Source organism: Streptomyces sp. NPDC001292, from assembly GCF_042896465.1.
Taxonomy (GTDB): domain Bacteria; phylum Actinomycetota; class Actinomycetes; order Streptomycetales; family Streptomycetaceae; genus Streptomyces.
The window spans coordinates 1-25,913 of sequence record NZ_JBIAXG010000078.1 but is presented as its reverse complement, the minus strand read 5'-3'; the positions used below and the strand labels follow the sequence as shown (position 1 = coordinate 25,913).

The window sequence follows — 25,913 nt, the reverse complement described above, 5'->3', positions numbered from 1 at the left end:
CGAGGCCCGTCACACGTTGGTTCCTCGCGCCCATGACTACCACAGTGCAACTGCGGAGCCCGGCGTGCGAACGCACGCCGACAGCGAAGCTGGGAAACCACCGCGGTCGTCGTGGCTGTACGGGCAGACGGTGGGCCGGGACAGGGTGACGAAGTGGTCTGGTCTGACTCACCATGGGGAGTGCCGTGAAGCGCCGGTGCCGTGGGTGGGGCTACAGACGGACGACGATCAAGGCGATGTCGTCGTCCCCGCCGCCACTGACCCCGAAGCGAGCAAGCAGGGTATCGGCCAGGGGTTCAGGGTCGAGGCGGGGATTGGCGGTGAGGATGTCGGTGAGCCGGTGCAGGCCGGCGTCGATGTCCTCGCCGTGGCGTTCGATGAGGCCGTCGGTGTAGAGGACGAGGGTGTCGCCGGGGGTGTAGGGCAGGGCGGCCTGAGGGCGCGGGACGTGCTGCGGGCGAGCCCCCAGCGGCGGGTCGGTGGCCTGGTCGAGCAGTACGAAGGTGCCGTCGGCGCGGGTCAGGACGGGTGGGGGGTGGCCGGCGCTGCTGTAGGTGATGTGGTGTCGGTGGGTGTCGACGACGGCTTTGATCGCGGTGGTGGCCAGTGCTCCTTCCACGGAGCGGGCGTACAGGCCCAGCACTTCCATGGCCCGGGCAGGCTCGCGCAGGGCGCGGATGGCGGCGGACAGTGCGCTGCGGAGCATGCCCATGACGGCGGCAGCCTCCAGGCCGTGGCCGACGACGTCACCCACGGCGACGGAGAAGCCGTCGGGCAGGTCCACCACGTCGTACCAGTCCCCGCACACGTTCAGCCCCTTCGCGGCGGGCAGATAGCGCACCGCGATGTTCCGGTGCCCGACCAGGTCCGGGGCCTGCAGCATGGCCTCCTGGAGGGTGACGGCGACCTGCCGTTCCCGGGCGTGGGCCTTCCGCAACTGTTCGTTCAGCAGTTGGAGCTCACGCGCCCGCGCATAAAGTTCGGCTTCCATGGCCTGCCGCTCGGTGAGCGCCAGGTCCGGCTGTGGCCGGTCACCGTGGGAGAGCACGAACGCCGTCACGTCCTCCACGCGGTGGATGATCCACGCCACCCGTCCGTCCGGCCCAAGAACGGGAGTGTTGATCGGGGACCACCACCGTTCCTCGAACACTCCGGGGCGGTCGGACACGGGAATGTCGTACTTCTGCACCGCCATCGTGTCCGGCTCTCTGAAGCGCAGGACCCGGTGCAGGGATGCGCTCAGGTTCCGCACCCCGTCGGCCTCGGGGTCCGCCGGGTTGTCGGGGAACGCCTCGAAGATGTGCCGGCCGATCAGGTCGTCCCGCGAACGGAAGGTGACACGGCAGTACGCCGCATTGACGTCGACGATCACAAGATCGGGGCCCAGCACCAGGTACGGACTGGGTGTGGCCCCGAACAACGCCTCGTAGTCGATCAGCGGTGTCGTCACAGGCGCTCTCCCTTCCCGTCCGCCCCCCCCTGGTCCCAGATTCCACTATGTGCGTTGCCGGCCAACACACCAGCGCGGCAGAGCGGAGACTTTCTTCTTCCCGCTCGGTCAGCCTTCCGGCCTCCCGTTCACCGCTGTCCGTGCAGGGCACGGACCTGATGGCGCAGTTCGGCCCGCGCGGCCGGCATGCGGCCCGGCCCGGCCCAGTACGGGTGCCACCACAGCCGGACGGACAGCCACTGCAGCCGACGGCGCAGCGCGGTGGACCGGGCCGGGTGCGGCACAACCAGAGCATCGTAGGTACGGAGCATGTGTGCCCGTCCCCCCACGGAAGCGCGAATCTTGTGGGGCCCGAGCATCCCCGGGCCGCCCGAGGAGAAGGGCCTGTCCGGGAGCGAGTACTTCTTGTACAGACGTCTTGCACCACAAGCGACGGGTCAGCCTGGAGCGACAACGCTGAAAACGCTCATGGATACGGCCGCAGCGCAGCTCTCGCAGCTGTGGGGAGGCGGTCGGGGTCGAGGGTGTTCACCGCCAATCCCAGCGCCTCCCCCCCGTCATATGACGGGCTGCCCAAAGCCGCCCGCACTCACTGTGCGGGCGGCCTCGGGGCGGTCCCTGTCGGCGACGGTCAATGGAGCGGCAGACCGGAGGAGGGGCCGGGGCAGGGGCAGGGGCAGGGGCAGGGGCAGGGGCAGGGGCAGGATCTCATCCGTCCGTCACAGCGCGCCGTACTCCCCGACCCGGCGGCCCGCGACCCACGTCTGGAGGACGTTCGTCTGCCACAGCGCACGTCCGCTCGGCAGGTCGAACGGGTCCGTGTCGACGAGGATGAAGTCAGCCCACTTGCCGGGCTCGAGGCTGCCGAGGACCTTCTCCTGGTGGGCCGCGTACGCCGCGTCGAGCGTGAATGACCGCAGCGCCTCGACCGGGGTCATCGCCTGCTGTGGGTACCAGCCGCCCGCCGGACTGCCTTCCCGGTCGGTACGGGTGACCGCGGCGTGCAGGCCGTCGAACGGGTTCGAGGAGGAGACCGGGAAGTCCGAGCCGGACGCGACGACCGTCCCCTGGCCGAGCATCGTGCGCCAGGCGTACGCGCCCTTGATGCGCTCGGAGCCGACACGGGTCTCGGCCATGTTCATGTCGTCCGTGGCGTGCACCGGCTGCATGGAGGCGATGATCCCCAGCCGCTTGAAGCGAGGGATGTCGTCCAGCGCGACGACCTGCGCATGTTCGATGCGGTGCCGCAGCTTCTGGTCTCCCACGGTGCGGAACCCGTTCTCGTAGGCATCCAGCACGACGCGGTTGCCCATGTCTCCGATGGCGTGCACCGCGACCTGGTAGCCGCCGAGCAGGACCCGCTCCACCCGCCGGTTCAGTTCGGCGGGCTCCATCTGGAGCAGCCCCTTGGTCGACGGCATGTCGCTGTACGGCGCGATCAGGGCCGCACCGTGGCTGCCCAGAGCGCCGTCGATGTACAGCTTGACCGTGCGCACGCGCAGCATGTCGTGCGCGTAGGAGTCGGTACGGGCGTCCGCACCGACCTCGGTGAAGGCGTCGAAGTCCAGGAACGCGTTCACGCGGAGGGTGAGCCGCCCCTCGTCGGCGAGCTGCCGCAGGACCACCACGCCGTCCGCGCTCGTGCCGGCGTCCGAGACGGAGGTGAGACCGACGGCGCCCAGCCGTGCCTGTGCGGCCAGGGCGCGCATCCGGACGTCGTCCAAGGTGGGCACGGGCAGCTTGGAGGTGACGAACTCCTTTGCCGCGTCGACCAGTACGCCCGTCGGGTTGCCGGATGCGTCGCGCTCGACGTGGCCGCCCAACGGATCGGGGGTGTCGGCGGTGACGCCCGCAATCTGCAGCGCCTTGGTGTTGGCCACGCCCGCGTGGCCGTCGACCCGCACCAGCCACACGGGGCGGTCGGAGACAACGGCATCCAGGTCCCGGGCGGTGGGCAACCGCCCCAGACCCCAGATCACCTCGTTCCAGCCCCGGCCCTGGATCCAGGTCATCTCCGGGTGCGCCGTGGCGTAGGCGGCGAGCCGGTCCACAGCCTCCTGCAGGGACTTCGTCCCCGTGAGGTCGAGCTGGACGGCGAGCTCGCCGAGGCCCCAGAGGTGCCCGTGGGCGTCGTGCAGGCCGGGCAGGAGTACGCGTCCCCGGCCGTCGATGCGGCGGGCGCCGCGCACCGCGCCCGGGTCGAGGGCGGCGACCTTGCCGCCGGAGGTGACGAGCATGCGGGAGAACCGGCGCAGGCGGCCGTCGGCAATGGTGTATCCCCGTATGTTGTCCACGACCAGGGCACCGCCCTCCGTGGCCGCACTACGGGTCGTGGCGGCTGCAGTTCCCGCGAAGGCCGCCGGCGCGGCAGCCGCTGCGGCACCGGCGCCGAGCAGCTTGAGGAACTGGGCCCGGTCGATACGGGGTCCGGGCGGGATCGGGCAGCAAGCGTTGCACATGGGTGCCTCCCAGGGTGGGGCGCGGGCGTGGCTGGGCATGACCGGGGGGTGGCTGCCGAACGCTCAGTGATCGAAAACTAGTGAGCGGAAATCCGTCAGGTCAAGGTGTGTGCACGCTGAAAGAAACGTCTTGCCGCACCGTCAAATCGGCCGAGTCTTCCGTCGTTTGGTCGAACCGCAACCAGGCGGCTGTGCTGCGCCCGACCCGGTTCGCGCAGCTGAGCGGCGGAGTGACCATGATCGCCGACGGCATGCCGGTCACCTGGGCCATTGAGGACGGCCGCGGCTGCGCCCGGAGCCTTGCCGACGGTCTGCTGCTGGCCGGCCACGAGGTGGTCTGGGTTCCCACCCGGCTGATGGCGGCTCACCGCAAGCTGCACGCTGCCACCGGCTCCAAGTCCGATCCCATCGACGCTGCCGCGGTCGCTCACGCTGCACTTGCCACCCCCGGCCTGGACCGTCCGCATCGACGAGCGCGTGCGCGAACTGCGCGTCCTGGTCGACCTGCGCACCGACCTCGTCAGGCGCCGCAGCCTGTGCGCCTTCGGGCGGCGCATCCCGCCTGCTGTGCTCAGCCTCGCCCGCGCCTACGGAGAACCACTGGCGAGGTGGGGGCCATGACCGGAATCGAGCTCAAGGTCGATGGCACGGGCGTTGCCGTTCCCGAGGGAGCCTCACTGCTCGCGGCGGCGCGGGCGGCCGGGATCGAACTGCCCGCGCTCTGCTCGGACGACCTGCTCAGCCCTGCCGGATCGTGCCGTACGTGTCTCGTACGCGCCAATGGGCAGATCGCGGCGGCCTGCGTGACCCCGGCCACATCCGGCGCTGCCGCCACCGGCCCGGACACCAACCGGGTGGCCGCGGCTCTGGACGCGTGCCCGCTCGTGGTCTGCAGCGAACTGTTCCTGTCCGAAACGGCCCGGCACCCCGACGTCGAACGCACCCTCGGCCGGCTCATGCACCATCGCCGCCTGGCCCGCGACTACGAGACCCACACCCACCGATCAGTCGCGATGATCCAACTGGCCGCAATCAACCTCATGCCCCACCGCCTCACCCACGAAGCAACCCCGAACTGGCGCGGCACCTCAGTCAAATGAACGGACAAGCAAGAACCAAACGCTCACTAGGGTTGGTCCTCGGCGGCCCTGTCGTCGATGGCGTAGTCGATCATCGGCCTGACCGTGACCACGCCGTCCACTCCCTTGGCGAGCCGTTCGGCGATCTGGGCGGTGCTGCGCTTCTCGACCTCGCCGCGCAGGGTGACGACGCCGTCGCGAACGTGGACCTGCACCTCCTGTCCGCTCAGCCGCAGTATCGCTGTCAGTACTTCGTCGCGTATCTCCTGGCGTATCTCCTCGTCGGGACGCAGGAAGACGCGCAGCAGGTCCGGCCGGCTGACGATGCCGATGATGTGGTCCGTCTCGTCCACGACCACCAATCGCTTCACGTGGTGGCGGTCCATCGCACGGGCCGCCCGGGCGACCGACCAATCGGCGTGAGCGGTGGCCACGGGGGAAGTCATCAGCCCGGCGGCGTTCTCCGCGCGTGCCTTGACCTTCTCATGCGGCCACCCGGGTGGTGCCGCCTGCCCGCCGTACCTTTCGGGCTGTTCGGCCTGCTTGCGGAGCAGATCGGCTTCGGACACCAGCCCCATCGGCGCACCATGCTCGTCGGCCACGGGCACGGCACTGATGCCGTGGCTGGACAGGACGGACGTGATCTCCTTAAACGGGGTGTCCGGTCGAACGGTGACAACATCGCGTGTCATCACTTCGCTGACGGTGTTGTGCTGGGCGGTCATCGTCGCAGCTCCTTCCTGCCTGCGCGTCGTGCACGGTGGACGCCAATTCACCCCCACCTCTCCACTGTGCTCCTCCTGTGTACGGTCCCTTCCGGGGCCGATGGTCCCCGATGCCGATGTGAAACGGGACCGCCTGGCCGCAGGAATTCCCCATCCAGAAGCGGGTGATCCTCCTCTTTGTATGCCCGATTTGTTTATGCGCGCCGATTGGTGTGCGTGACGGGTTTCAGCTGTCGAGCACGGCGCCTGCTTCGTACCGTGAAAGTTCTCAGGTACCCTCCGGACGGCGTCGATCACGGCAGCCAGGTCCGCCAGGTCCTGCGTCAGCTACCAGAACAGGTCGTCGAAGGAGATCATGCCGATGAGGCGCCCTTCGGCCACTACGGGAAGGTGACGCACCTGGACTGCACGCATTTGATGATGGCGACCGCGACGGCCGTATCAGCCTCCACGGTCATCAGGGCCGGGGACATGATTGCTTCGACCCGAGTCTGCGGGTCATCGCCCGCACCACAAGATCTCGATCGGTCACGATGCCGATCACTTCGTCGCCGTCCACCACAGGCAGGGCACCAACGCCGGCATCGGCCACGAGCCGCGCCGCATCCTCAAGAGACTCCGTCGCAAGCACACTGGTCGGCGGCGTGTTCATCACATGCTGGATCTGCAACCTTGATCCCTGCTCTCGGCAGCGTCCGCCTCCGCGCACGGGCAGCCGCTCGGTCAGGCAGTCGGCTGGACGAGCAAAGCGCGGATGTCTTGCGGGAGTTGTTCCAGTGCCGCCTCCAGGTGCCCGGGCGAGCCGTGCTCGCGTACGACGGTGGTGACCGCGGCGGCCATCCGAGGGACTTCCTCGGCGCTGACCTTGGCTTCCTGGACGAAGCGGTTCACGTAGCCTTCGCGGTCGTACTTGACCGGTACCACGCTGGGGTCCCAGCCGTCGTAGTAGGCGCCCCTCAGCAGCTCGGGTAGCTGCGCGGCGAAGTGAGCGGCCACGTCGACGGTGAGCCTGTCACGAAACGTGTGCAGCCAAGAGCGCAGGATGCGGTGGGCAACGTGGCGGTCCTCGGTTTCCAGAGCTTCCGACACCGCCTTGAGCCAGATGTTCGCACTGTGGATGGCGTGCTCGAAGTCCGGTGGGTGTGTGGTGGGCATGGATTTTCCCTTCCAGTCTGTCCTGGCGTTCATGCACTTCGCCAGATGCGGCGCCTCCGCGCGGGCGGTATGCGTCCGCTGAGAAGGTCGGCTTGTTCAGAAGCGGCGGCTGGCGGCACCGGCCCGGTGGCGTCTCGCACGCACATCAAAAGATGGGCGCGGTGGCCTCTCATTTCCTGCCCAGGTTCCATGCTATTGCGGACGGAACCGGTTGGCAGCCGCACCACAGCGCAGCATCACGGGCACCATGCGCTGAGCACCTGAGGCGCACATGTTGCGGCGGTATGGACCCAGTGGCGGGTGAGGTGGCGGTGAGTGATGCGGTGCGGGCTCGCCGCTTCGGCTCCCAGACGGTCGGTCTTGTTGGCCTCCTGGTCGGCGAAGTTGCCCTCGTACCAGAACCAGTCGGCGCCGCCTTCCCAGGCGAGGATGTGGGTGGCGGTGCGGTCCAGGAACCGCCGGTCGTGGGCGGTGACCATGACGCAGCCGGGGAAGCCGAGCAGGACGTTCTCCAGTGAGGTCAGGGTCTCGACATCGAGGTCTGGCGCGAGGAGGGCTGACATGAAGCGGTCGGCACCACAGCGGGTTCCTTGGATCCAGGTGGGGAGACCCAGGGGCAGATGCCGCCCGGCGTCATCGAATACGCGCCGGAGAAGGTACGGGCGCTCACCGGCCGGACACAGGAACCGGTCCTCTTCGCCCGTGCCAAGCTGACCCACATGGCGAACCCCGCCATGGAACGACCGGCGCTCGCCCAGGCCAACCTGGACGTCAACGGGCGCCTTGCCCGGGCACACGTCGCCGCCACAACCGTCACCGAGGCCGTCGACCTGCTGCAGGACCGGCTCGCTGTACGGCTGAAGCGCCTGGAGGAGCACTGGGAGGCCCGCCGAGGCCGCAGACCCGCACCGGGCCCGCACGAGTGGCGGCACGACAGCGAGCCCGCCCACCGCCCCGACTACTTCCCCCGCCCGGCCGAGGAACGCCAGGTCGTACGGCACAAGTCCTTCTCTCTGGCCCACGAGTCACCCGACGAGGCGGCCTTCGAGCTGGGTATGATGGACATCGGCACCGGTGGGGACAGCGTGCTGTACCGGTCCGGCCCGACCGGCTACCGCCTCGCCCAGGTGCACCCCCAGCCCCACCTCGTCGGCCCGGTGGCCGTGCCGCTCACCGTCAGCGACCTCCCCGCACCCCGGATGAACGTGGCCAGGCGAAGCAGCGGCTGGACATCAGCGGATCGCCGTTCGCGTTCGTCTCCGACGACACCACCGGGCGGGGAAACGTTCCGTACCACCGCTACGACGGCCACTACGGCCTGATCTCCCCCCTCCGAGTAACGGCCCCTCTCGCCACCGCCTCGCACCGTCGCAGCGTAAGAGGCGGAGTCGGCCGCCACTACCGGTAGGCACAGGGCCGACGGGTCGGCCGTAGTACAACTCGGGAGTCGCTATGACGCATACCGAAGGACGTACTCCGATCGTGGTCGGCCTCGACCCCGATCCTGGCAAACGCATGGCGCTCGCCTGGGCCGCCGACGCGGCGGACCGGCGCCGCCTGCCGCTGCTGCTGGTCCTCGCGCAGAACCTGCCGACCCCCGGGTACCGGCCGACGGGCGGGCACCCGTCCTGGGAGGAGTGGAACGAGGCACTGCATGCAACGGGGGATCGCCTGGTAAAGGACGCGGTGGCTTTCGTCGAGTCGCGGCACTCCCGGGCGCAGGTGTCCGGGCTGCTGGCGGAGGGGCACCCTGCGTGGGTGTTGCGTGAGCAGGCACAGCACGCCAAGGAGGTCGTGCTCGGTTCCTGGCATCTGAGTGCTCTCCAGGGGCTCTTCACCTCCGCCGCCGTCGCCCTGCCGCTCATCGCCCACGCGTCCTGTCCCGTGGTGGTCGTACCGGAGTCGGAGCACATCACCCAGCAGCGGCCGTACTTCGTGGTCGGGGTCGACGGCAGCCCTCATTCCGCGGCCGCCGTCGACGCCGCCTTCGAAGAGGCTGCCCTGCGCGGCGCGGTCCTGCGGGCCCTGTACGTGTGGCACCCCTCGCGTCTCGGGGGCCCGGACGAGGGCGCGGCCGTCCAGGAGGGCCGTCGGCTGCTCTCGGAGACAGTTGCCGGGCGTTCTGCGGCCCATCCGGAGGTGGAAGTGCACCATGAGGTCGTGCGGGGCCACCCGGTACAGATACTCACCAAGGCCTCCGAAGACGCCCTCGGCCTGGTCGTGGGCACACGCGGGCACGGCGGCTTCACCGGCATGCTGCTGGGCTCCGTCAGTCAGGGCGTACTGCACCACGCGCGCTGCCCGGTCATCACTGTCCCGGACGCGCACGACCAATAGCCTGCGCGCCTCGCCGACGGAGGCGATGAAGCGGAGCGCGGACAGGTCGCGACGTCGACCATGGCGGTGCCTTCCTCGCCCCTCTGTTGTGCCGTTCGCCCGGCGAAGCATCGGCTCGTACGGCCTGTTCGCCGCCTACTTTCTCCAGTCTTCCGACTCGTCGCAGCGAGCCAGGGGCCGATCGGCCCACTGAGCGGCTCACACGGCCCACTCGGCCGTCCTTCCCTGGCGCTCCACCACGGAGTCGCGCAGCGTGGAGGTGAAGGACGGCATTCGGCGTGGCCGGCGACAGGCCCGCAGGAGAGGTGAGACGTATGGGCACGGACACTTCCAAGCCTCGTGTCGTGGTCGGCGTCGACGGTTCGCCGTCCTCGCACGCGGCGCTGCGCTGGGCCGTGCGGTATGCCGGACTGGTCGGCGGAACCGTGGACGTGGTGGCGGCGTGGGATCTGCCTGGCGCGTACGGCTGGTCGGCTCTGGCCGTGGATGCCGATTTCGACGAGGCAGTCGCCCGGCAATGGCTGAGCCAGGAGCTGAGCGAAGTGCTGGGGGCCGAGGAAGCTGCCTCGGTCAGGGCGCTTGTGGTCCGTGGCAACACCGTCGAGGTGCTTCTGACGGCCGCCGAGGGGGCTGAGGCGTTGGTGGTGGGCAGCAGAGGGCGGGGCGGGTTCGCCCGAGCTCTGCTGGGATCCGTCAGCCAGCACGTCGCTGCGCATGCCAGGTGCCCGGTTGTCATCGTGCGCCCGGAATCGCGAGGAGGGCGGTCCGGCGGGCCCGCATGACCCGGTTCCGACGGTCCGCGACTCGTGCGTGTTGGCGGTTTCGATGACCTCGACTCACACCCTGCTGGAACGCAGGACGCTTCCCTCAGTCCGGGCTGTGGGTCAGGCAGTCGGCTCCCCCTGGCCGGAGTCGGCGGCGATGCCCGGCGTCTGGCATTCGAGCCGGGTGTTGTGCCGGTCGCCAAGGTCACCATCCTGCCCTCCGGGCCCGCCGCCCTGGGCGCCATCGAGCAACTCCCCGGAGCCGAACGGTACAGCGAGAGCTACCAGCCCGACCTGCCCACCGTCCGACTCGGCGGCCGCGCCGGCGAGCCGGTCGTCTTCGGCTAGGGGTGGACCGGCGCCGCCGACGACCTGGTCGGTGCCACCCCAGATCGCCGCTCGTATGGTCCGCGAGTTCGGCCTGTCCCCGACCCTCGGCCCTGTCGCTCCGGCTCCGGTGCCCTTCTCTGCCTGGGCGGCGAGGGCACCGAGGACACGCTGCACCGGCTCTGCTCCAAGCAGACCCGGCGCATCGTCGACAGGGAGACCGCCCGCTACCGCGAGCGCCGACTGCGCAGGGCCTTGGAAGAGGTACTCGCCAAGGAGGCCGCGCGCGGACTCGACGCCACAGCGATCGCGCCAACACGAGGAATTCCTCGAGCGCACCCGGCGCGGGGACAACACAGTAGGCACCCGCCCGGTGGGAGTGGACCGGTGGCTGTCGCCGAAGCCCGCCTGCAGGCTGCTCAAAATCGTCTGGCGCGCGAGAAGACTGCCAAACGTGAGCAGATCGAGGCGATGCGAGAAAGGATCCGGCCCTTCGAGGCCGGCCACGGACCCAAGCCTTCCGCAGCGTGCACGGTGATGGCGGCTTGAATACCACCGGCCAGATGGTCGTTCGGCCTGAACCTTGATTACCGTCGCCAGCGATACGCCACGCTGCCCGGCACCCGCATCGGCGGGTGCCGGGCAGCCGCTAGGTCATCCGTTCTTTGAGATGCTCAGCGGGAAGGTGGGGGTGCCGACGTTGTTCAGCGTGATGGTGTTGGCCCTCACGTACGTGTCCAGGTACGGCGAGCGGTCACCCTGGGTCGGCGAGTCGAATCGCGGGTCCTGCACCTCGAGGGCGAGCCGCGCGTCGGAGACCGTGATCGTCTCACCCGAGGGAACGCTCCGCCAGCCTTTTGAGGTGATGGTTCCGATCTGGACTCCCAACTGGTGCCCTTGCTCGAAGGTCCAGTCCGTCGCCTTCAGGGCGAAGGAGGTTGATCCGCTGCTTTCCAGCAGTGCGACGTTCTCGTTGAACATCGTCGCCTTGCCGTCCGGAGCGACGTCCCACAGCCGTGCCCAGACGTTGCCCTGACCTCTGGTCTTCAGCGTGATCTCCGGGCTGCCCGTGATCCGCACCTGCTCAGCGGCGGGCGTGGACCAGGTCCAGTAACTATTGGCGGGTGCGTCGGCGCTGAGCGCACTCGTCTGGTCGGTCGTCAGCGAGCCGGCCTCCGGCGCGTACTCGATGTCCCAGCCCTGAGACTCCGGCGCCGTCATCGACAGGGCGGCCTTCTGCGCCTTGCCGCCGTCGTCGACGTACTGCCCGGGCGCCAGCCGCGCCTTGTACGAGTCGTTGGTCACCGGCCAGGTCGGCTGGGCGCGCCAGTGGCCGAGGCTGTCCTCGAGGGAGAACGCCGGGTCGGTCACCGAGGGTTCGATGCCGCGGAGGTACTGGTCGTAGAACCGCATCACCTCGTCGAACCAGCCCGCCCGTCCCATCTTGAGCTGGCCCCTGGCATTGGTCTCGTTGCCGCGCACGTGTTCCCACTGGCCGATCCAACCACGTTGCGGGCCCTGATGGTTGGCCAGGTACTTCTGCATCTCCTCGGGCTTGGTGTTGTCCTCGATAAAGCCCGACGTGACGAACAGCGGCGTCTGGGATCCGGCGGCGCGGGAGGCAAAGTCGCGGGCACGCCAGAACGGCGACTTCGGGTCGGGGTTCTGGGTGTTGGTGAGGTTGTCACTCTCGCACTCGGGGTGGTTCTTCTCGTACCCCGCGTTCGCCTTGTAGTGGTCGCTGTCGTCGTCCAGCGGCGCCATCGTCGCGATCGAGTAGTAACTCCGCGGGGTGCTGGTCACGTTGGAACGCGGCACCCCGTTGCTGTACAGGTAGTTGTACCTGTTCCACGTCGGTTCTTGGGAAACGATCGCCCGCAGAGGCTTGAGCTTGAGGGTATTGGCCGCCAGCCCGGTGTTGGCGTCGTACGACTTGCCGTACATGCCGACCTTGCCGGTCGACCACGGCTGGCTCGCTGTCCACTCGACGGCCGCCTTGATGTCAGCCTGCTCCCCCGGGCCGAGGAAGTCCAGGCACCCGGTGCTGCCGCCGAAGCCGCGCAGGTCGACCATCACGAAGGTGTATCCACGCTCCATGAGCCGCGCGCCGTCGATGAAATCCCGAAAGCGCGCCGATGGCCCGACCCGGTCCCACCCCGCGGGAGCAGTCTCCCCCGCGTGGGAGAAGTACGGGCCCACCGACAGGATCACCGGCGTCTTCGCATCCGCCGGCAGGCCTGCCGGGCGCAGTACGTCGGCGTGCAACTCGACCCCGCTGCCGTCCGAGGACGGGAAGTAGTGCTGCGTCCAGAGCGAGCCCTCCGGGACGCGGTCGTTCTCCTCGTGCGTGACGGGGTCGGTCGCGGTGGCCACGACCTCCGACCGGGCCTGCGCTGCGGTGGCGGACCCGGATGCCGCGTCGGGCGCTGCGGCGGCGGGTCCGGCGAGCGTGCCGGTCAACGCGAAGGTGGTGATGACGGCTGAGGCGGCCCAGGCGGCCGCGTGACGTCTTCTCACTTGCTCCTCCCGGAGTTGTCGGTACGGGGCGGTGCAGGTGGTGCTGTCGGGCAGCGACCCCGGACCCGCCGTCGACGGGTCGACGAGAGGCGGCCGCGCGCAGACGGACGGAATCTGGATTCCGGGGGCGCGCCGGAGCCGACGGCGAGGCAGCCTATGATCATCATTGACACGCGTCAACAGGGCGGTGTGAGCGACGTGTTGCTGGTGTGGTCGCCAATGCCCCGACCGGTGCTGGTCACGGCGGCTCACGGGAGCGCGTAAAGCGACGGAGCCCGGGCGCGCCCGCGGGCAGGGTCGTCGCATGTGATCGGTGTCCGACCGGCGTTCGGCCGTCCGCCCTCCCCCGCAGCACGGCCGGTGCTTGCCCGACACGGCGCTCGTAGCGGCCCCTGGTCGACGTCGTGCACGGGGATGCGATGCCGAAGCCGCGCGCTGCCGTAGCGGCCACTGACTCGCGCTGCGACCGCTCGCCAGAACTCTGGGCGCGGCGGCCCTGCTCTCGGCGGCCATCGCATGCGGGCGACCATCCTCCCTCGCCTGCTCACCCCGCGCCTGGATGTTCTCGTGCCCCTGGCTCTGGCGGCACTGTTCAGCCTGGGGGGTGGGTGCCGGCCAGCCGGTCGGCACCGCCCGTGGAGCCGCTACCGGCGACCGCTCCTCCCCCAGGAGAGGATCCCCGGCAAGCTGGGAGCGAGCGCGGCACTGGCATCGCCCAGTACACGCTGTCCGGCGCCTCAGTGGGTGCTCGGGGCCGCCTCCGCGGGGGCGAGTCCGCGAGGGCCCGCGGTGCCGAACGCCTGCCGGTCCAGCGCCGGTCCGGTGACCGGCACCTCGATCTCGACGACCGGCTGTTCCGGGGCGCCCACCTGGGGCACCGTGCCGGACGCGGTGCCCGTCGTGGCCGCGACCACCGCGGCCGGGGCGCCGCCCCGGCGCCGGACCGCACCGGGGACGAGCGGCCGTCCGCCGGCGTGCAGGGCGACCGCCGTCAGCGGCAGCGCCAGCAGGAGCAGCCCGGCGCCCAGCACCAGGCCCATCGCCGGGTAGCCGGCGCCCGCGGACAGCAGGCTTCCGACGAGCGGGCCGCACGCGGTGCCCAGCGAGGACGCGGACCCGGCCAGCACCGCCCAGCGACCGCGCGCGTCGAGTGAGGCAGCCAGCCCGATGAGGTACGAGAGGACGATCGGGTAGGCGGTGTTCCAGGCGATCTCGCCGGTCGCGAACGACGGCAGGCCGTCCGCCGAAGCGCTGACCACGATGCAGCAGGCGATCAGCGCGGTGCCCGCCCCGATCGGCAGCGCCCGCCCCAGCCGCGCCCCGAGCGCGCCCGCGCCGATGACGCCGAGCAGCCCGGCGCCCAGGGCCGTCGCGAAGACCGCGCCGACGGTGACCTCGCTCAGCCCTGCCTGGTGCAGGCCGATCCGGCCGCTCACGCCCCACAGTGAGTTCTGCGCCATGGACCAGAACAGCATCGAGCCCGCGAGGACGAGTCCCGAGCGGCGGTAGGGGAGCGTGCCGCGCGGCACCGCCGTGTGACCGGGCACCACGGCACCGGCGAGCCGGCCCGTCGCGGGCCACACCAGCAGCGCGGTCAGCGCGATCGCAGCGAACGGCAGCCCGTGTCCCGGCCCGAGGTGAGGGATCGTCAGATACAGGGCGCCGGCGAGCGCGGAGACGCTCAGCAGCCCGAAGGTCGAGGTGCGGTGCGGGTCACGCTGGGCCGCGATGCCCGACGCGGCGACCGTCGTCGCCGTGCCCGAGCCAAAGCCGCCCGCCATCGCCCCGGCGACCACCACCGGCACACTGTCCGACAGGGCCGCGCAGCCGTAGCCGAGCGCGGCGAGCAGCAGCCCGGAGCGGGCCAGACGCCGTGGCCCGAACCGCTCGACGCGCGCCGCGAGCGTGAAGCCCGCCGTGGCCGAACTCAGCAGCAGCGCACTGCCGACGAGGCCCGCCTGCGCGGGCCCGAGGCCCAGCCGGTCACCGAGGCGGCCGACGACGGTGGGCAACAAATAGGGCGCGAGGTAGCCCGCCATGAAAAGGGCGACGAGGGGCCAGGAGGAACCGCGCGAGAGCGCGGGCGCGGGGGAGGACACGGGCGTTCCCAGGGCATGCGAAAGCGACAGGGGCAGGGGTGGAGAAAGGAGGGGGATGGGCGACCGTCGACGGACAGGAACGCGGGGCAATTTGTATCAAGCGCGGGCATGCACAACAAAGGCGGGGTGGTGTGACCTGTGTCATATTGCGTTTGGCGTCGAGAGTTCTGGGCACGAGTGATGCCTGCATCTGATTCGATGGGGTGTGTTTACGCAGGTCAGCGACGATTCGGAGGCGAGGTGGGTAGGCGCGGCCGACGAGCCAGTGCGGCGCCCGAGACCGAGCCGTGCGGGCGCGGCGGCGTCAGCGCCAGTCGGGCGTACCGCTCGCGCCGGGGGTCGCGGCCTCGATCTTGGTGCGGATCCCGCTCATCACGGCGACGGCCTGCCGCTCGTACCGCTCGGTCAGCCGGGCCACCGGCACCGAGCGGCTGATCGCCTCCTGCGCGGGCGAGTCGTAGCGCAGCACGAAGCCGAAGCCGAAGCCGACGATGCCTGCGACTCCCTCCTCGCGGTCGATCGAGTAGCCGCGCGCCCGGACTTGGGCCAGGTCCGCGGCGAGTGAGGCGCGGTCGGTGTGGCCTGCTCGCAGGGGCCGTCGGGCAGTTCGGAGTCCGGGCGCGCCGCGAGCAGCGCCTTGCCGAGCGCTCCCACGTGCGCGGGCAGCCGACGGCCTACATGGCGCAGGCGCGTAGCGGGGTGGGGTCGTCGTCGAAGTTGGCGGCGGCGGCAACTGCTGGTGCCGCGGCAGACAACGTTCGCCCGTCAAGGAGCGGCGTCCGGTGCGTGCTCTAGGGTCTCCCCTGTTGGGATCGGTGGTGCGGGCGGGCGCGGTGAGTGCGGCGCGGGTGCGCAGGGTGCTGCCACAGCCTCGCGAGGAGGCGGGCGTCGTCGCGCGGGTCGAAGTCGCCGCCGGCCCGGGCCAGGCCGTAGCGGCAGCCCACTACCCCGCAGCCGCTGCGCGCCACCCGACCATGGACCCGACCACAGTCCCTGTCACCCCATGACCCGACCACAGTGGCTGGAGGCCAGCGGGCCGTTGGCCGGAAGCGGGACTTTCCAGTGGGGCCGGCCCGGCGCATTGAGCCCCCTGCTTCCATGCGAGCCAAGCTTGGTGATCTTGTAGGATGAGCCGCCACCTGCGACAGGCAGGACCTGGAACGCGCGGAACACAGCGCCCCGGCGGCTCGCGCCGCCTGCACTCCGGGAGAGGTACGCGGGCGGCACCAAGACAGAGGCGGTCCCGCTTACCCCCTGTGGCGGGCCCGCCCCTCTGTTCACTCGCAACGTTTCGAGCGGAGATCACGTGCAGCGTCATGTCATTCCCATGGCTTCGGCGACTGTGGCGTTCTCCTCCGCGTGAGCGGCGGGCAACACCTTGGCCGTCCCCTCCTCCGTTGAACGAAAGCCCCCCAACGTCGTGACAGTCCCCTTATATGAGGTCCAGCCGGCCGGCCGGCACGCTGCCCTCCCCACAGGCAGCCTGTTCCGGCGCGTCTACACACCACGCGCGTGCGACGCGCTCGCCTACTCCATGTCGACCTATGCCATGCCGCTCGTGGTGCTGGCCACCACCGGCTCCGCGTCCCTGACGGGCCTGGCCTTCGCACTGGAGTGGATACCCCGGGTGGCCGCGTTCGGCTTCGCCGGCACCCTGGTGGACCGCAGCGGCGCGGCGATCGTCTGCTTCATCGCCTCGCTCGCCCGCGCCCTGCTGGTGGCGGGCGCCGCTGCCATGCTGGTCGTCCTGCCGCCGGGTACGGCCGAGACCGTCACCGTCATGGCACTGGCCGCTGTGACCGGGGCGCTGACACAGTTCAGCTTCATCGCCAACGAAGCGGTCGGCGCCATCGTCAGCCGCCGCACCGACGGGCAGACCCACAAGGTCCAGTCGGTGCTGATCGGCATCGACCAGACGGCCACCCTCATAGGCCCCGCGCTGGGCGGCGTCCTGCTGCTCACCGGCCCGACACGCATGCTCGCGTGCTTGAGCGTGCTGTCCTTCCTGTCCGCCGCACTCGCCCTGCGGACCCCGCCCACTCCCCTGCGCGCCGCACGCCGTGGCGGACCGGCGCCGGACGGTGGCCTGCGGGAAGGATGGCAGACCCTGCGCTCCCTGCCGTCCCTGCGCCGGCTCGTGGCCGGCCTGGCCTGCTCCAACCTCACGCTAGGGCTGCTGCAATCGGCCAGCCCCATCCTCGTGGAGGACCGCTTCGGCCACTCCGCGGCCGCCGCCGGCGCGCTCTGGTCCATCGCCGCGGCCGCTACCTTGGTCGCGGTCGCCTGCTGCCGCGCCGGCCTTGACCGGCTCGGCCTGTGGGGGGTCGGCGTCATCAGCGCAACCGTCGCGGCCGCCGCCTGCCTCGCCGTGCCCCAGGCCCCCTCCTACACCGGCTACGTGACCCTCATAGCCCTCTTCATGGCCGCCGACGGAGGGCTCACCATCGTCCTGCGCACCCTCCGCTCGCAGGTCATCCCACCCGCGGCCTTCGGCACGACCCTCTCCCTGACCATCCTGCTCCTGCTGCTGCCCTTCCCCATCGCGGGCATCCTGCTCGCCCTCACCCCGCCGCCGTACCTGGACAGTCTCATCGGAGCGTGCGCCCTGCTGCAGGCGCTCATCCTGCTCGTCACCTTCCTACGACTGCGCAACGACCCGGCCCTCCGAGCCAGGACATCGCCACCCCGCCACAAGGCCTGACCGGTCCATTCAGCATGAGGCGCTGACCGGGCCGGTGCTCCCGCTCCGGTACGGCACCCGACCACGGGCGCCGCGCGCCCGACCATGGCAGGTCACAGCCTTGCCGGCGCACCGTGCGCCGCACGTTTCGCCCCTCCACCGCACGGCAGGCGGGATGACGGCCCCTGCCCAGGGCGCTGCGTGCAGGGGCCGCCCAGGCCCTGCGGTCCTGTCTCAGCGCAAGGCATTACGACGCTAAAGCCCCTCTGTCCGGTGGATCATGTGACTAGGCTGCGGCGATGGAACGCGTATCCGACGTGCCCGAGAATTTCGCCCAGTCTGCAGATCGGGACCAGGCGAATGACTACGACAGTTTCGCCGAGGCGTACTCGGCGGAGAACGAGAACAGCCTCGTGAACGCGTACTACGAGCGGCCCGCGATGCTAGCTCTCGCCGGAGATGTGGCCGGCCGTCGGATCCTGGACGCCGGTTGCCGGACCGGGCCGGATTCAAGATCGTGGCAAGCGGGATGCGGCAGTGCCTCACCGACAAGTCCGGCACACCGCCCATGACACGGGAACAGCTGGAGAAACTCTTCCTCGCACTCGCCTGACCCCTCCTCCGTCCGGCCGGCACACCCCGCGCCGGCCGGACACAGCCGCTCCCGCACAGCACGCGCAGGCCGACTCATTTATGAGCATCACCGTGCGCTACGGTCATCGCCCATAGCCACATGATTTGGCGGCAGCCAGACAAGCGGGGGCCGGGAAAGCGCTACCGCTGATTGCGAGGCTGCCATATCTGTCAAGCCACCAAGCGGCTCCACCCGCTTACGCGTCAGCTCCCGCCGCACCCGCATCGGTCAGGGCCGAGGTGTGCACCGTTCCGAATGCAGCGCCGCACGCATCGTCAAGTACCTGGCACTCATCGACAACGGCGTACCTGTCGACCATGTGCTTTATTACGCCTGCAAGTTGCACCAAAAAATCTACCACCAAGTCGATCTCGCTCGACGTCTGAGCGAAAAGGTGTCTTTGCGCATAAGCCCGCGAAAAGGGATCCGCAGGATCGTCCCGGCCCTGGCGGCTCTCTTCACGGTTGTCGGCGTCAGTACGGCTGTTCCGCTCGCGACTGCGTCGCCCGCCCAAGCCGCGAGAACGGGGGTCCTGATCGAGTGATCGTGGTGCGGTCGGCGCATGGAGGCGTGGGCCCCTGAACTGTCCGGCTCTCCCGGATCCCGAGGTCCGTCGCCTCCCCTGAGCTGGGGTGTTGCGACGACCACTAGAACGGAAGGGTGAGGGACGGGCCTTCCTTGTGGCGCGTCACCGTTGTGGAGGTGACTGCACGCGGGGCTCGAGCCGGGCTTTCCGCCTCCGGCCCCTCCGCGAGACGCTCCGAGTAGCGCAGGTGAAGATCGGGATGTCGTTGTCGCTCGGCGCCAGTTCGTTGACAGCGCGTGCCAGGGACGCGACGGCACTACTGGTACTGCCGGCGATACTCCTGGGGACTGGTCCCGTAGGCAGCGCGGAAGGCTCGGCTGAAGTGCGCGGGGTTGGTGAATCCCCAGCGGGCGGCGATGGCGCGGACCGGTCGGGAGCACAGGAGAGGGTCGGTCAGGTCGCGGCGGCAGCGTTCCAGCCGTCGGGCGCGGATCCATCCGGCGACGGTCGCGCCGTCCTCCCCGAAGAGCCGGTGCAGGGAGCGCAGGGAGATGTTGTGGGCTGCCGCGATCATGGCCGGGGACAGTCCGGGGTCAGCCAAGTTCTGCTGCATGAAGGCACGCACCTTCAGCAGCAGGGCCCCCCGGTAGCTCGGGGGCGGCACCAGTGCGTCTGCGTCCAGGTGGTGTGCCAGGAAGGCGGTGAGAACGTCGATGGTGAGGGTGGCCAGTCGGGGGCCGTCCGCCGTGGTGTACGAGGCGGCGCCCGCGCTGAGCTGCGTGAGGTAGGCGGACAGCAGGGCGCCCACCCCCTCACGCCCGCACAGGCGCATCCCGGTAAGCCGTTCGACCTTGTTCGCCGGAAGCGGCAGCAGCGCCCGAGGGAATTGCACCAACACCCCCTCCACCGTGTCAGGGTCCGCGCTTGCCCAGCCGCGCCAGGGGCGCGAGGTGTCGAAGAGCATCACCTCACGGGAGCCGCTGGTGGTGTCCCGGCCGCCTTGAAGGATCCGATGGCCCCCGCGCAGGGTCAGCATCAACTGCACGGTCTCGGGGTCGGAGCGCCGGATCATCCTCGCCGTCCGACGTGTCTCCAGCGACGGGTAGGCCAGCGCCGACACCTGGACGCCACCCAGGTCCAGCACCCGCGCACTCGCCCGGAAGTCCCCCTCATGGTCACTGCGGACCACACTGGGTATCAGTGCGCTGGCCGTCATGTCATACCAGGACGCGAACCTCTCGGCCGCCGGCAGATCCAGGGTCCGGAACTCCGTCACCAACACTGTGTCATCCCCCTCACGGGGACGAGCGGCCCAGACCGCCGAGCGGGGGCCCCTTCCCCCGCTGTGGTCCGGCGGTGAGCGCGGCGCAGGTACACCCCCGACGACGGCTACGGTGGCGTTCGCTCCGTCCCCCGTACCCCGGCCGTTGGCCCGGACAACAGCCCGCCCACCGGCACACCCCGTCCAATCGTCGTACGGATACTACGGCACTCAGCTTGGCGCGAACATGCCTAGCTTCTCCGTTTCGCTTCGGGCGGCTGAGCGGGTCCTGTAGCCGCGAAGCGAGGGTTCGGTTGTCGGCTACCCGGCGGGCACGGCCGAGGCCCGGAGCATAGGTCGGGTTCTCCTGAGCTTGTTCCGCTTTGACGGACACCATAGCCGTACGCGGGCAAGGGGACTTGAATCGAGGCGCTGACGTGGACAGCGAGCCCCGTCCAGGCTGTCGATGTGTCACCGCCGGCCGTGCAGGAGCGCCTCGTCAGCTGGGCGACGGTGTGACCTGCACCAATGCCGCGCGCAGAACAGAACTCGCGTGGATTGGGGAATTCAGCGCGAGCACGCCAGCTGAGTGAGGGGGCGTCATAAGGTCCGGCATTGGGGCCCCCACCCCCCTTGACCACGGGATGGCGGCCCGGTACACCCCGGACGGCGGACGGCACGAGCGCAAGGCCCCGGTGGGGCAGGTTGCCGTGATCTGGTCTGGGACCCGCCCGTCCCGGTACCTGATGAGCCCTTCGCGCCGGTATTTCCAGGCGACCCGCTGCCGCATGGGTGAGCGGGCGTCAGAGATCACCTTGAAGGCCTAATCCCTCATCAATCTACCAACCATTTTGGATTGATTGACGTGCCGTCAGCAGACCGGAGGCGGGCCTGCGGGTGCTCTGGGTACCCCGTTCGGCTCCCCCACACCAGCCCCTCCGATATGCCCGAAATGACAGCTTTGGGGGCCGTCAGTACGTTCAATCACACGCCGACTGCTACAGCCGGCCTCTCAGAGAGAGGAGCAAGGCACCATGATCATGACCAGATCCACCGCCGTCACCGCGGCCATCTCCGCCGCTTCCGCACTCGCCGCGACCGGCATCACCTACGCCGCCGCATCGGCGCCCCAGACGGCCACGGCCGCCGTCGACCAGGCGCCCGCTCCGGCCCACGCACCAATGGGCGGCGAGTCCGCACAGGGCAAGGGCAAGGGCAACGAGCACGGCAAGCGCGGCGAACACGGCGAGCACGGCAAGCGCCGCCACCACAAGATCGGCAGGATCCACATCAACGAGCGGACGTACTCCGCCGTCCCGGACGGCTGCATCACCGTAGTGAGCGGCCTGGGCTCCAAGAGCCTCAACATCCGCAACGACAGCAAGCGGACCGTCGAGGTCTTCCGCGGCGCGGCCTGCGACAACGGTGCTCCCGTCGCCACGGTCGGCCCCCGCAGCGAAGCCAACGGCGTCAAGCCCGGACACGCCGAGGGCGTGTTCGTCGAGGACGGAGTGGTGGCCAGCTTCCGGGTGGTCGGTCACCGCAAGGACGACTTCTTCTTCGACGACTTCTAAACCAGAGCATCATGCAAACCATCTAGAACCCCGGCCCGCCGCAATCGGGCCGGGGTTCTGCTCTCGCCCCCGGGCACCGGCACGTGGCGCCCACACCTGACCAGTGCTTCACGGTCCACGCGCCTTACACGCCATACTAAAACCGGCCAGAAGGCGCTGCCCGGCTGCACGCGCTGACGCCCTCCTGCTTCACCGGTTCACCCCAAAGGGGACTCCCCCTGAAACACCCCCAGTTGGCGGTGTCCCCCAGCAACCGCCACCGATCTCCTTCACGGCGACCGGGTGAGCCCGAACGGGTGACGAAAAGCAAAAAGCCGCACACCTGGTACCCCTCTCCCCCGACCCGGCCCGTGGCCTCACGCAACAGGACAAGGTGGAGTGACAAGCGACCACACGACACTTCCCCGCCCAAGACACCGAGCGGCCCTTGAGGCGCCCGATGGGGACGAGGATGCCGATCCCGGCGCCGATACAGGCCTTGTCGGCGAGGGCGGGCAGGCCCTCGGTCGCGACCGTGTACACGGTGGGCAGGGCATGGATCCGGGCGGCGGTGACGTCGGTAGCGGTCCAGGACCTCGTGCAGGTCGAGGCCTGGACAGCGAGGGCGTCGAGGCCCTCGTGCAGGCAGCGGTACCCGGTGGCCTGGGACATGCCCGCGTCGCGGGCCAGGCAGTGCACGCAGTCGGCGCTCGCGAAACCAGCGCAGCACCAGCACGGCCTGGCAAAACGGCCCCAGCGCCCGCAATCCCTTCGGCGTGCCGATGCGGCGCCGGTACACGGGGCAGCAGGCGGGACAGGCACTCCGTGTCTCGTATCGCTGGTCGGCCTGGACAAGGACGGCACCGGCCAGATGGAGGGCCGCGGCCGCCTGTCATCCCCGACATCCAAGCAGACGTGTGGGTTTCGGTGGGTGAGTCTGGGGTGCATCCGGTCCCAGGCCGTCGCCTCGGCGGGCCGTAGCGGGTGGTGTCCGTGGAGGTGGTGACGTCGGGCTGGTGCCAGGTGTCGGGCTTGGCGAGGGTGAGGACGCCGCCGTGCCTGCGGGGCCGCCCGCCTTTCGGCCCGGAGCGGGGGGACCGGCGTCGCGGAGCATGACGCGGTCCGAGCGCAGACGTCCGACCAGCACGACCGGCAGGTCCGCCAGGACGTGGGAGAGATAGGCGACGTCGTAGCCGCTGTCCATGACGATCAGGATCTCGGGGTCGCCCGGCCGCCAGTGCCCGGCCATGGTCAACCGGCCGACCACTTCGCGGAGTTGGCTGGCGGTGACCTGGGCGGCATCGTCCGCCTGGCCTAGGCGGACCGCTCCAGCGCACGCAGGGCCGTCTCGACTCGTGCACCCAGTGGGCTCAGGCGCTCGGGCAGGTAGCGCAAGAACGGGATCGCGGCGCTGTCGTCGCCCAGCGACATCGCCCATTCGGCGAACTCCGGTTGCCCGGCCGGAGCACCCATCATGATTCCGGCGAGGCGCTGGTCGCGGCGGACAGACTTGACGATCGACACTGCCGGCTCCGGATGCCCGACCAGAAGAAGGAGCGCTGTCGCGCGATTGCCGACGAGTTCGTCGCACACCGCCGCGGGGGCGAGCGCGCGCGTGTCGATTTCGATGACGGCGCCGCCGCGTGGAGCGAGGTAGTCCCGCAGAATGCGGGCCCCGGATGCCCAGTAGACACTCGGCTCGGCTGCAACGGCGATCCGGCTGTGGCCCGCGCCGAGGAGGAAGTCTGCGTAGATCTGCCAGCCGTGGGACTGCGCCGGGGCCAGGCGCGCGACCCATTGCGTCGGCTGTTCGGTGAGCGAGTCGAGAACCGCTGACGAGCAGAGGAACGGCAGGCCGAGGGCGTCGGCCCTGGCAGCAGCGGCGCGAGCGACGACGCTGTGATACTCCCCCGCCAAGGCGGCCACGCCCAGGCGAGCCAATTCCTCTACGGCCGCCGCGGCCCTTTGCGGATCAGCCGCGGTGTCCCGGACCACCAGCTCCAGTGGTCTTCCGACGATCCCGCCGGCATCGTTGACTTCGCGAACGGCCAGCTCGAGCCCAGCGAGCAAGTGCTGGCCTGCCTCGACCCAGCCAGGCCGAGTCAGCGGAACGAGAGCGCCGATCTGGACGGATGATCCGTCAGTCCGCTCCGCCCCAGGCGGCGATGGTGGCCTGTTCATGCGTTGGCGTCTCCCGAGTGACGATTCGGTAGCAGGGTGCCCGGATCGCAGAGTGAACGGCGCCGAGAGCAGCCGAGCCGAAATGACCGGCTTCGAACGCCCCATCCCCTGGGCCGCCAGCCGGTCCTCGCACCGCCGATCGAGCCTGACGGGCTTCGGTCGGTCCTGCCGAAAACAGCTCCTGAAGGAACTGCCACGGCTCACCACACGACCCACACCGAGAAACCTACAGCCCAGGTCCAGACGGTCCACCGCCGCGGGGTGACCGGCGTGCGGGCCTCGCATCATGGCCGGCAATCCCGCAGCTCACCGCGACAATCGGCCGGTCATCCCGAGAATCTGGCCCCTTTCTGTTCCCTGTTCCCCTCGTGGGGCGGGGCAGAGCGACCACTCCGAGGGGCGGCATCCCGGGCGGCAAGGGCCTCATCCGCTCCCGCAACGCCTCGGATCGTTCGGTCGCGAGCAGTCCGATCGTGATAGCGCAGGTCCGGACAAGGCTCGCCAGGCAGCGCTTCTCCTCCCCCACCTCATTGGTCATGCGTCCGAGTGGTTCGCAAGCCGCAGTATCCTTCCGAGACGTCCGCCAGAGCGGAGTCGTCTGGCTTGCGCGGGATGACGAGTCGAGCCCGGCCCTCCGTCACGGCTGACGGCACACGGAGTCTTCCCTCTGGTCGACATCGGCCCGTGCCGCGCGGGCGGCGATGATCTGGGGGAATCGGCTACGCGTTGAAGCAACGGCTCGATCCGTGCCCACTGGGCATCAGTCAACGGCACACTCAGACCAACGATCAGATGATTCGCAAGAAGCGTCCTAGTTGATCCCGGCGGTCCCCGTATCGGACCTTAGCGCCGGGCCAGCGCCAGCACGCTCAGACCGAACATCAAGACGCCCAGAGGGAGATGGACTACGGGACGTGCGCGATGCCGAGCACGACCTGGACCGAGGCGAGTAAGGAAACCTGAGAAACCTGACGCGTGCCAGACAGGCCAGGGCGAGCGGTCGGCACCGTCCGGCGCCCTGTCGAGGGCAGCGCGCGCATCGCCCACTACATGGCCGCCATGGCCGATAAGGCTCCGGGGCTCGAACTCCTGGAGCGGTCGGTCAACGGTGCGCCGGGCCTGGTGGCCCAGCGTGCCGGCGTCGTCATGACCGTAGCCTCGTTCGACGTCTCCGACGGACGCGTCACCCGGATCTGGGCGGTCCGCAACCCGGAGAAGCTGCGGCCGTGGGCACGTAGGGCTAGGGCCTCGCTCGGCAGAGCGTGCAGCCGCCGCCAGCAGATGAGCGCGCGTCCGAGAGTGAGAATGTCTCGTGGATGTCGTCGCGTACCTCCCAGCGGATCCGCAGGCGGCAGAACCAGTGCAGATGAGCGAACGCGCGCTGCACGACCCATCGTTGGGCGTCGAGGCCGGAGCCGTGCTCGATGCCGCGGCGGGTCATCAGCGGCCTCACGCCGATATCCCGGACGAGGCGGCGGTACTTGCCGTGCTGTATTCCCCGGTCGCCGAGTACCACGTCCGGCGGCGACGGAATCGGCTGCCGCGCTTGCCGCTCACCGGCGGTACCGCCTGAAGCAGTGGGATCAGCTGGGTGACGTCGTTGCGGTTGCCGCCGGTCAGTGTGGCGGCGAGAGGGATGCCGGTGACGTCGGTGATCAGGTGATGCTTGTTGCACGTCCTGCCCCGGTCGACGGGAGGGCTTCGCCCGGTCTTGGCTCCCGCGTTCACGCCCGGATGTGGGAGCCATCGACCACGGCCCGGGAGAAGTCCAGGGCGTTCGCGCTGCGGAGTTCGGAGAGGAGGGCCTCCTGCAGCCGGGGCCGGGACCACACGCCGGCCTCGGTCCACTCGGCCAGACAGCGCCGGCAGGTCATACCCGAGCCAAAGCCTCGGCGGACCTGCCGAACGCCGACGCCGGCCGGGTGAGGGGCCGTCACAGGGCCCGGTCTTCGGGCCCTGGCCCCCTTGACCACAGCACGGTGGCCCGGCCCACACCGGACGGCGGACGGCAGCCGGCTTGGGCATGAGGCCCCTGACGGGGCAGGGTCGCCGTGATCCCACCCGTGACCCGCCCGTGCCGGAATCCGGTGAGCCCTTCGCGCCGGTATTTCCAGGCGACCCGCTGCCGCACGGGTGATCAGGCATCAGAGATCACCTTGAAGGCCT

The 25,913-nt window shown here is 69.9% G+C and carries 20 protein-coding genes and 9 pseudogenes; 13 read left to right on the top strand and 16 right to left on the bottom strand.

Annotated elements, in window-relative coordinates; translation table 11 throughout:
• Positions 1-211 precede the first annotated feature (211 nt).
• From ACFY4A_RS40635 to ACFY4A_RS40625, 3 genes are all read right to left on the bottom strand, one after another.
• Positions 212-1,450, bottom strand: coding sequence for a PP2C family protein-serine/threonine phosphatase (locus ACFY4A_RS40635; protein WP_390834343.1), 1,239 nt, complete (start codon positions 1,448-1,450; stop codon positions 212-214).
• A gap of 128 nt (positions 1,451-1,578) precedes the next feature.
• Positions 1,579-1,761, bottom strand: a complete 183-nt coding sequence (locus ACFY4A_RS40630) for a hypothetical protein (protein ID WP_390834342.1) — start codon at positions 1,759-1,761, stop codon at positions 1,579-1,581.
• Positions 1,762-2,169: 408 nt separating this feature from the next.
• The gene (locus ACFY4A_RS40625) at positions 2,170-3,909 is read right to left on the bottom strand and encodes an amidohydrolase (protein ID WP_390834341.1); all 1,740 of its coding nucleotides are present in this window, start codon (positions 3,907-3,909) and stop codon (positions 2,170-2,172) included.
• A gap of 438 nt (positions 3,910-4,347) precedes the next feature.
• On the opposite strand from ACFY4A_RS40625, the gene ACFY4A_RS40620 reads away from it, so the two are divergent.
• The 3 genes and pseudogenes from ACFY4A_RS40620 to ACFY4A_RS40610 all read left to right on the top strand — a co-directional run.
• Positions 4,348-4,530 carry a hypothetical protein gene (locus ACFY4A_RS40620; RefSeq protein ID WP_390834340.1) on the top strand — a complete coding sequence of 61 codons (183 nt, stop codon included), beginning with the start codon at positions 4,348-4,350 and terminating at the stop codon, positions 4,528-4,530.
• Positions 4,527-4,682 (top strand): annotated as a pseudogene (locus ACFY4A_RS40615) (2Fe-2S iron-sulfur cluster-binding protein); the annotation flags it as partial. The gene ACFY4A_RS40620 and the pseudogene ACFY4A_RS40615, both read left to right, overlap by 4 nt.
• Positions 4,683-4,841: 159 nt before the next feature.
• Positions 4,842-5,009: pseudogene (locus ACFY4A_RS40610) on the top strand (IS5/IS1182 family transposase); the annotation flags it as partial.
• Between the two features lie 26 nt (positions 5,010-5,035).
• Here ACFY4A_RS40610 and ACFY4A_RS40605 read toward each other — a convergent pair.
• The 5 genes and pseudogenes from ACFY4A_RS40605 to ACFY4A_RS40585 form a co-directional block, all read right to left on the bottom strand.
• Complete coding sequence (locus ACFY4A_RS40605) at positions 5,036-5,713, bottom strand: CBS domain-containing protein (RefSeq protein WP_390834339.1); 678 nt, start codon at positions 5,711-5,713, stop codon at positions 5,036-5,038.
• Positions 5,714-6,040: 327 nt separating this feature from the next.
• A complete protein-coding gene (locus ACFY4A_RS40600; RefSeq protein ID WP_390834345.1) occupies positions 6,041-6,127 on the bottom strand; it encodes a CBS domain-containing protein in 87 nt (28 codons plus the stop codon).
• A 43-nt stretch (positions 6,128-6,170) separates the two neighbouring features.
• A complete protein-coding gene (locus tag ACFY4A_RS40595) occupies positions 6,171-6,383 on the bottom strand; it encodes a CBS domain-containing protein (RefSeq protein WP_390834338.1) in 213 nt (70 codons plus the stop codon).
• A 53-nt stretch (positions 6,384-6,436) separates the two neighbouring features.
• Positions 6,437-6,868 carry a DUF2267 domain-containing protein gene (locus ACFY4A_RS40590; protein ID WP_390834336.1) on the bottom strand — a complete coding sequence of 144 codons (432 nt, stop codon included), beginning with the start codon at positions 6,866-6,868 and terminating at the stop codon, positions 6,437-6,439.
• A gap of 236 nt (positions 6,869-7,104) precedes the next feature.
• Positions 7,105-7,410 (bottom strand): annotated as a pseudogene (locus ACFY4A_RS40585) (hypothetical protein); the annotation flags it as partial.
• A gap of 78 nt (positions 7,411-7,488) precedes the next feature.
• Between ACFY4A_RS40585 and ACFY4A_RS40580 the strand changes: the two are divergent.
• The 5 genes from ACFY4A_RS40580 to ACFY4A_RS40560 all read left to right on the top strand — a co-directional run bounded on the left by ACFY4A_RS40580 (position 7,489) and on the right by ACFY4A_RS40560 (position 10,845).
• Positions 7,489-8,190: a hypothetical protein gene (locus ACFY4A_RS40580; RefSeq protein ID WP_390834335.1), complete on the top strand. Its 702-nt coding sequence runs from the start codon at positions 7,489-7,491 to the stop codon at positions 8,188-8,190.
• A gap of 130 nt (positions 8,191-8,320) precedes the next feature.
• On the top strand, positions 8,321-9,205 hold the full coding sequence (locus tag ACFY4A_RS40575; protein WP_390834334.1) for a universal stress protein: 885 nt from the start codon (positions 8,321-8,323) through the stop codon (positions 9,203-9,205).
• 314 nt (positions 9,206-9,519) lie between these two features.
• Complete coding sequence (locus tag ACFY4A_RS40570; protein ID WP_390834333.1) at positions 9,520-9,987, top strand: universal stress protein; 468 nt, start codon at positions 9,520-9,522, stop codon at positions 9,985-9,987.
• Positions 9,988-10,158: 171 nt separating this feature from the next.
• Positions 10,159-10,317, top strand: coding sequence for a hypothetical protein (locus ACFY4A_RS40565; RefSeq protein ID WP_390834332.1), 159 nt, complete (start codon positions 10,159-10,161; stop codon positions 10,315-10,317).
• A 366-nt stretch (positions 10,318-10,683) separates the two neighbouring features.
• Positions 10,684-10,845: a hypothetical protein gene (locus ACFY4A_RS40560; protein WP_390834331.1), complete on the top strand. Its 162-nt coding sequence runs from the start codon at positions 10,684-10,686 to the stop codon at positions 10,843-10,845.
• 105 nt (positions 10,846-10,950) lie between these two features.
• On the opposite strand, the gene ACFY4A_RS40555 is transcribed toward ACFY4A_RS40560, so the two are convergent.
• From ACFY4A_RS40555 to ACFY4A_RS40545, 3 genes and pseudogenes are all read right to left on the bottom strand, one after another.
• Positions 10,951-12,813, bottom strand: a complete 1,863-nt coding sequence (locus tag ACFY4A_RS40555) for a CocE/NonD family hydrolase (protein ID WP_390834330.1) — start codon at positions 12,811-12,813, stop codon at positions 10,951-10,953.
• 737 nt (positions 12,814-13,550) lie between these two features.
• Entirely contained in the window at positions 13,551-14,852 is a 1,302-nt protein-coding gene (locus tag ACFY4A_RS40550; protein ID WP_390834344.1) for an MFS transporter, read from the bottom strand.
• Positions 14,853-15,216: 364 nt separating this feature from the next.
• Positions 15,217-15,596 (bottom strand): annotated as a pseudogene (locus ACFY4A_RS40545) (IclR family transcriptional regulator C-terminal domain-containing protein); the annotation flags it as partial.
• Between the two features lie 736 nt (positions 15,597-16,332).
• On the opposite strand from ACFY4A_RS40545, the gene ACFY4A_RS40540 reads away from it, so the two are divergent.
• The 3 genes and pseudogenes from ACFY4A_RS40540 to ACFY4A_RS40530 all read left to right on the top strand — a co-directional run bounded on the left by ACFY4A_RS40540 (position 16,333) and on the right by ACFY4A_RS40530 (position 18,770).
• Complete coding sequence (locus ACFY4A_RS40540; protein WP_390834329.1) at positions 16,333-17,613, top strand: MFS transporter; 1,281 nt, start codon at positions 16,333-16,335, stop codon at positions 17,611-17,613.
• Positions 17,614-17,891: 278 nt separating this feature from the next.
• Positions 17,892-18,098: pseudogene (locus tag ACFY4A_RS40535) on the top strand (SAM-dependent methyltransferase); the annotation flags it as partial.
• A 369-nt stretch (positions 18,099-18,467) separates the two neighbouring features.
• Entirely contained in the window at positions 18,468-18,770 is a 303-nt protein-coding gene (locus ACFY4A_RS40530; protein ID WP_390834328.1) for a hypothetical protein, read from the top strand.
• Positions 18,771-19,068: 298 nt separating this feature from the next.
• Here the strand turns inward: ACFY4A_RS40530 and ACFY4A_RS40525 are convergent, their stop codons facing one another.
• The gene (locus ACFY4A_RS40525; protein WP_390834327.1) at positions 19,069-20,028 is read right to left on the bottom strand and encodes a helix-turn-helix domain-containing protein; all 960 of its coding nucleotides are present in this window, start codon (positions 20,026-20,028) and stop codon (positions 19,069-19,071) included.
• Between the two features lie 1,019 nt (positions 20,029-21,047).
• Between ACFY4A_RS40525 and ACFY4A_RS40520 the strand changes: the two genes are divergently transcribed.
• Positions 21,048-21,587 (top strand): hypothetical protein, encoded by a 540-nt coding sequence (locus ACFY4A_RS40520; RefSeq protein ID WP_390834326.1) that lies wholly within the window; start codon positions 21,048-21,050, stop codon positions 21,585-21,587.
• A gap of 556 nt (positions 21,588-22,143) precedes the next feature.
• Here ACFY4A_RS40520 and ACFY4A_RS40515 read toward each other — a convergent pair.
• From ACFY4A_RS40515 to ACFY4A_RS40505, 3 genes and pseudogenes are all read right to left on the bottom strand, one after another.
• Positions 22,144-22,359: pseudogene (locus ACFY4A_RS40515) on the bottom strand (IS5/IS1182 family transposase); the annotation flags it as partial.
• Between the two features lie 99 nt (positions 22,360-22,458).
• Positions 22,459-23,004, bottom strand: a complete 546-nt coding sequence (locus ACFY4A_RS40510; RefSeq protein WP_390834325.1) for a transposase — start codon at positions 23,002-23,004, stop codon at positions 22,459-22,461.
• Positions 22,902-23,747 (bottom strand): annotated as a pseudogene (locus ACFY4A_RS40505) (ABC transporter substrate-binding protein); the annotation flags it as partial. The gene ACFY4A_RS40510 and the pseudogene ACFY4A_RS40505, both read right to left, overlap by 103 nt.
• A 990-nt stretch (positions 23,748-24,737) precedes the next feature.
• Between ACFY4A_RS40505 and ACFY4A_RS40500 the strand changes: the two are divergent.
• Positions 24,738-24,983 (top strand): annotated as a pseudogene (locus ACFY4A_RS40500) (RNA polymerase subunit sigma-24); the annotation flags it as partial.
• A 23-nt stretch (positions 24,984-25,006) separates the two neighbouring features.
• Here the strand turns inward: ACFY4A_RS40500 and ACFY4A_RS40495 are convergent.
• Positions 25,007-25,627, bottom strand: a pseudogene (locus ACFY4A_RS40495) (IS5 family transposase); the annotation flags it as partial.
• Positions 25,628-25,913 lie beyond the last annotated feature (286 nt).

Bases quoted from the DNA above. Each gene is read 5' to 3' on its own strand.
- ACFY4A_RS40630 (WP_390834342.1), bottom strand. From the start codon at position 1,761: ATGCTCCGTACCTACGATGCTCTGGTTGTGCCGCACCCGGCCCGGTCC.
- ACFY4A_RS40625 (WP_390834341.1), bottom strand. From the start codon at position 3,909: ATGTGCAACGCTTGCTGCCCGATCCCGCCCGGACCCCGTATCGACCGG.
- ACFY4A_RS40605 (WP_390834339.1), bottom strand. From the start codon at position 5,713: ATGACCGCCCAGCACAACACCGTCAGCGAAGTGATGACACGCGATGTT.
- ACFY4A_RS40600 (WP_390834345.1), bottom strand. From the start codon at position 6,127: ATGCGTGCAGTCCAGGTGCGTCACCTTCCCGTAGTGGCCGAAGGGCGC.
- ACFY4A_RS40590 (WP_390834336.1), bottom strand. From the start codon at position 6,868: ATGCCCACCACACACCCACCGGACTTCGAGCACGCCATCCACAGTGCG.
- ACFY4A_RS40580 (WP_390834335.1), top strand. From the start codon at position 7,489: ATGCCGCCCGGCGTCATCGAATACGCGCCGGAGAAGGTACGGGCGCTC.
- ACFY4A_RS40575 (WP_390834334.1), top strand. From the start codon at position 8,321: ATGACGCATACCGAAGGACGTACTCCGATCGTGGTCGGCCTCGACCCC.
- ACFY4A_RS40570 (WP_390834333.1), top strand. From the start codon at position 9,520: ATGGGCACGGACACTTCCAAGCCTCGTGTCGTGGTCGGCGTCGACGGT.
- ACFY4A_RS40550 (WP_390834344.1), bottom strand. From the start codon at position 14,852: ATGGCGGGCTACCTCGCGCCCTATTTGTTGCCCACCGTCGTCGGCCGC.
- ACFY4A_RS40520 (WP_390834326.1), top strand. From the start codon at position 21,048: ATGATCATGACCAGATCCACCGCCGTCACCGCGGCCATCTCCGCCGCT.
- ACFY4A_RS40510 (WP_390834325.1), bottom strand. From the start codon at position 23,004: ATGGGCGATGTCGCTGGGCGACGACAGCGCCGCGATCCCGTTCTTGCG.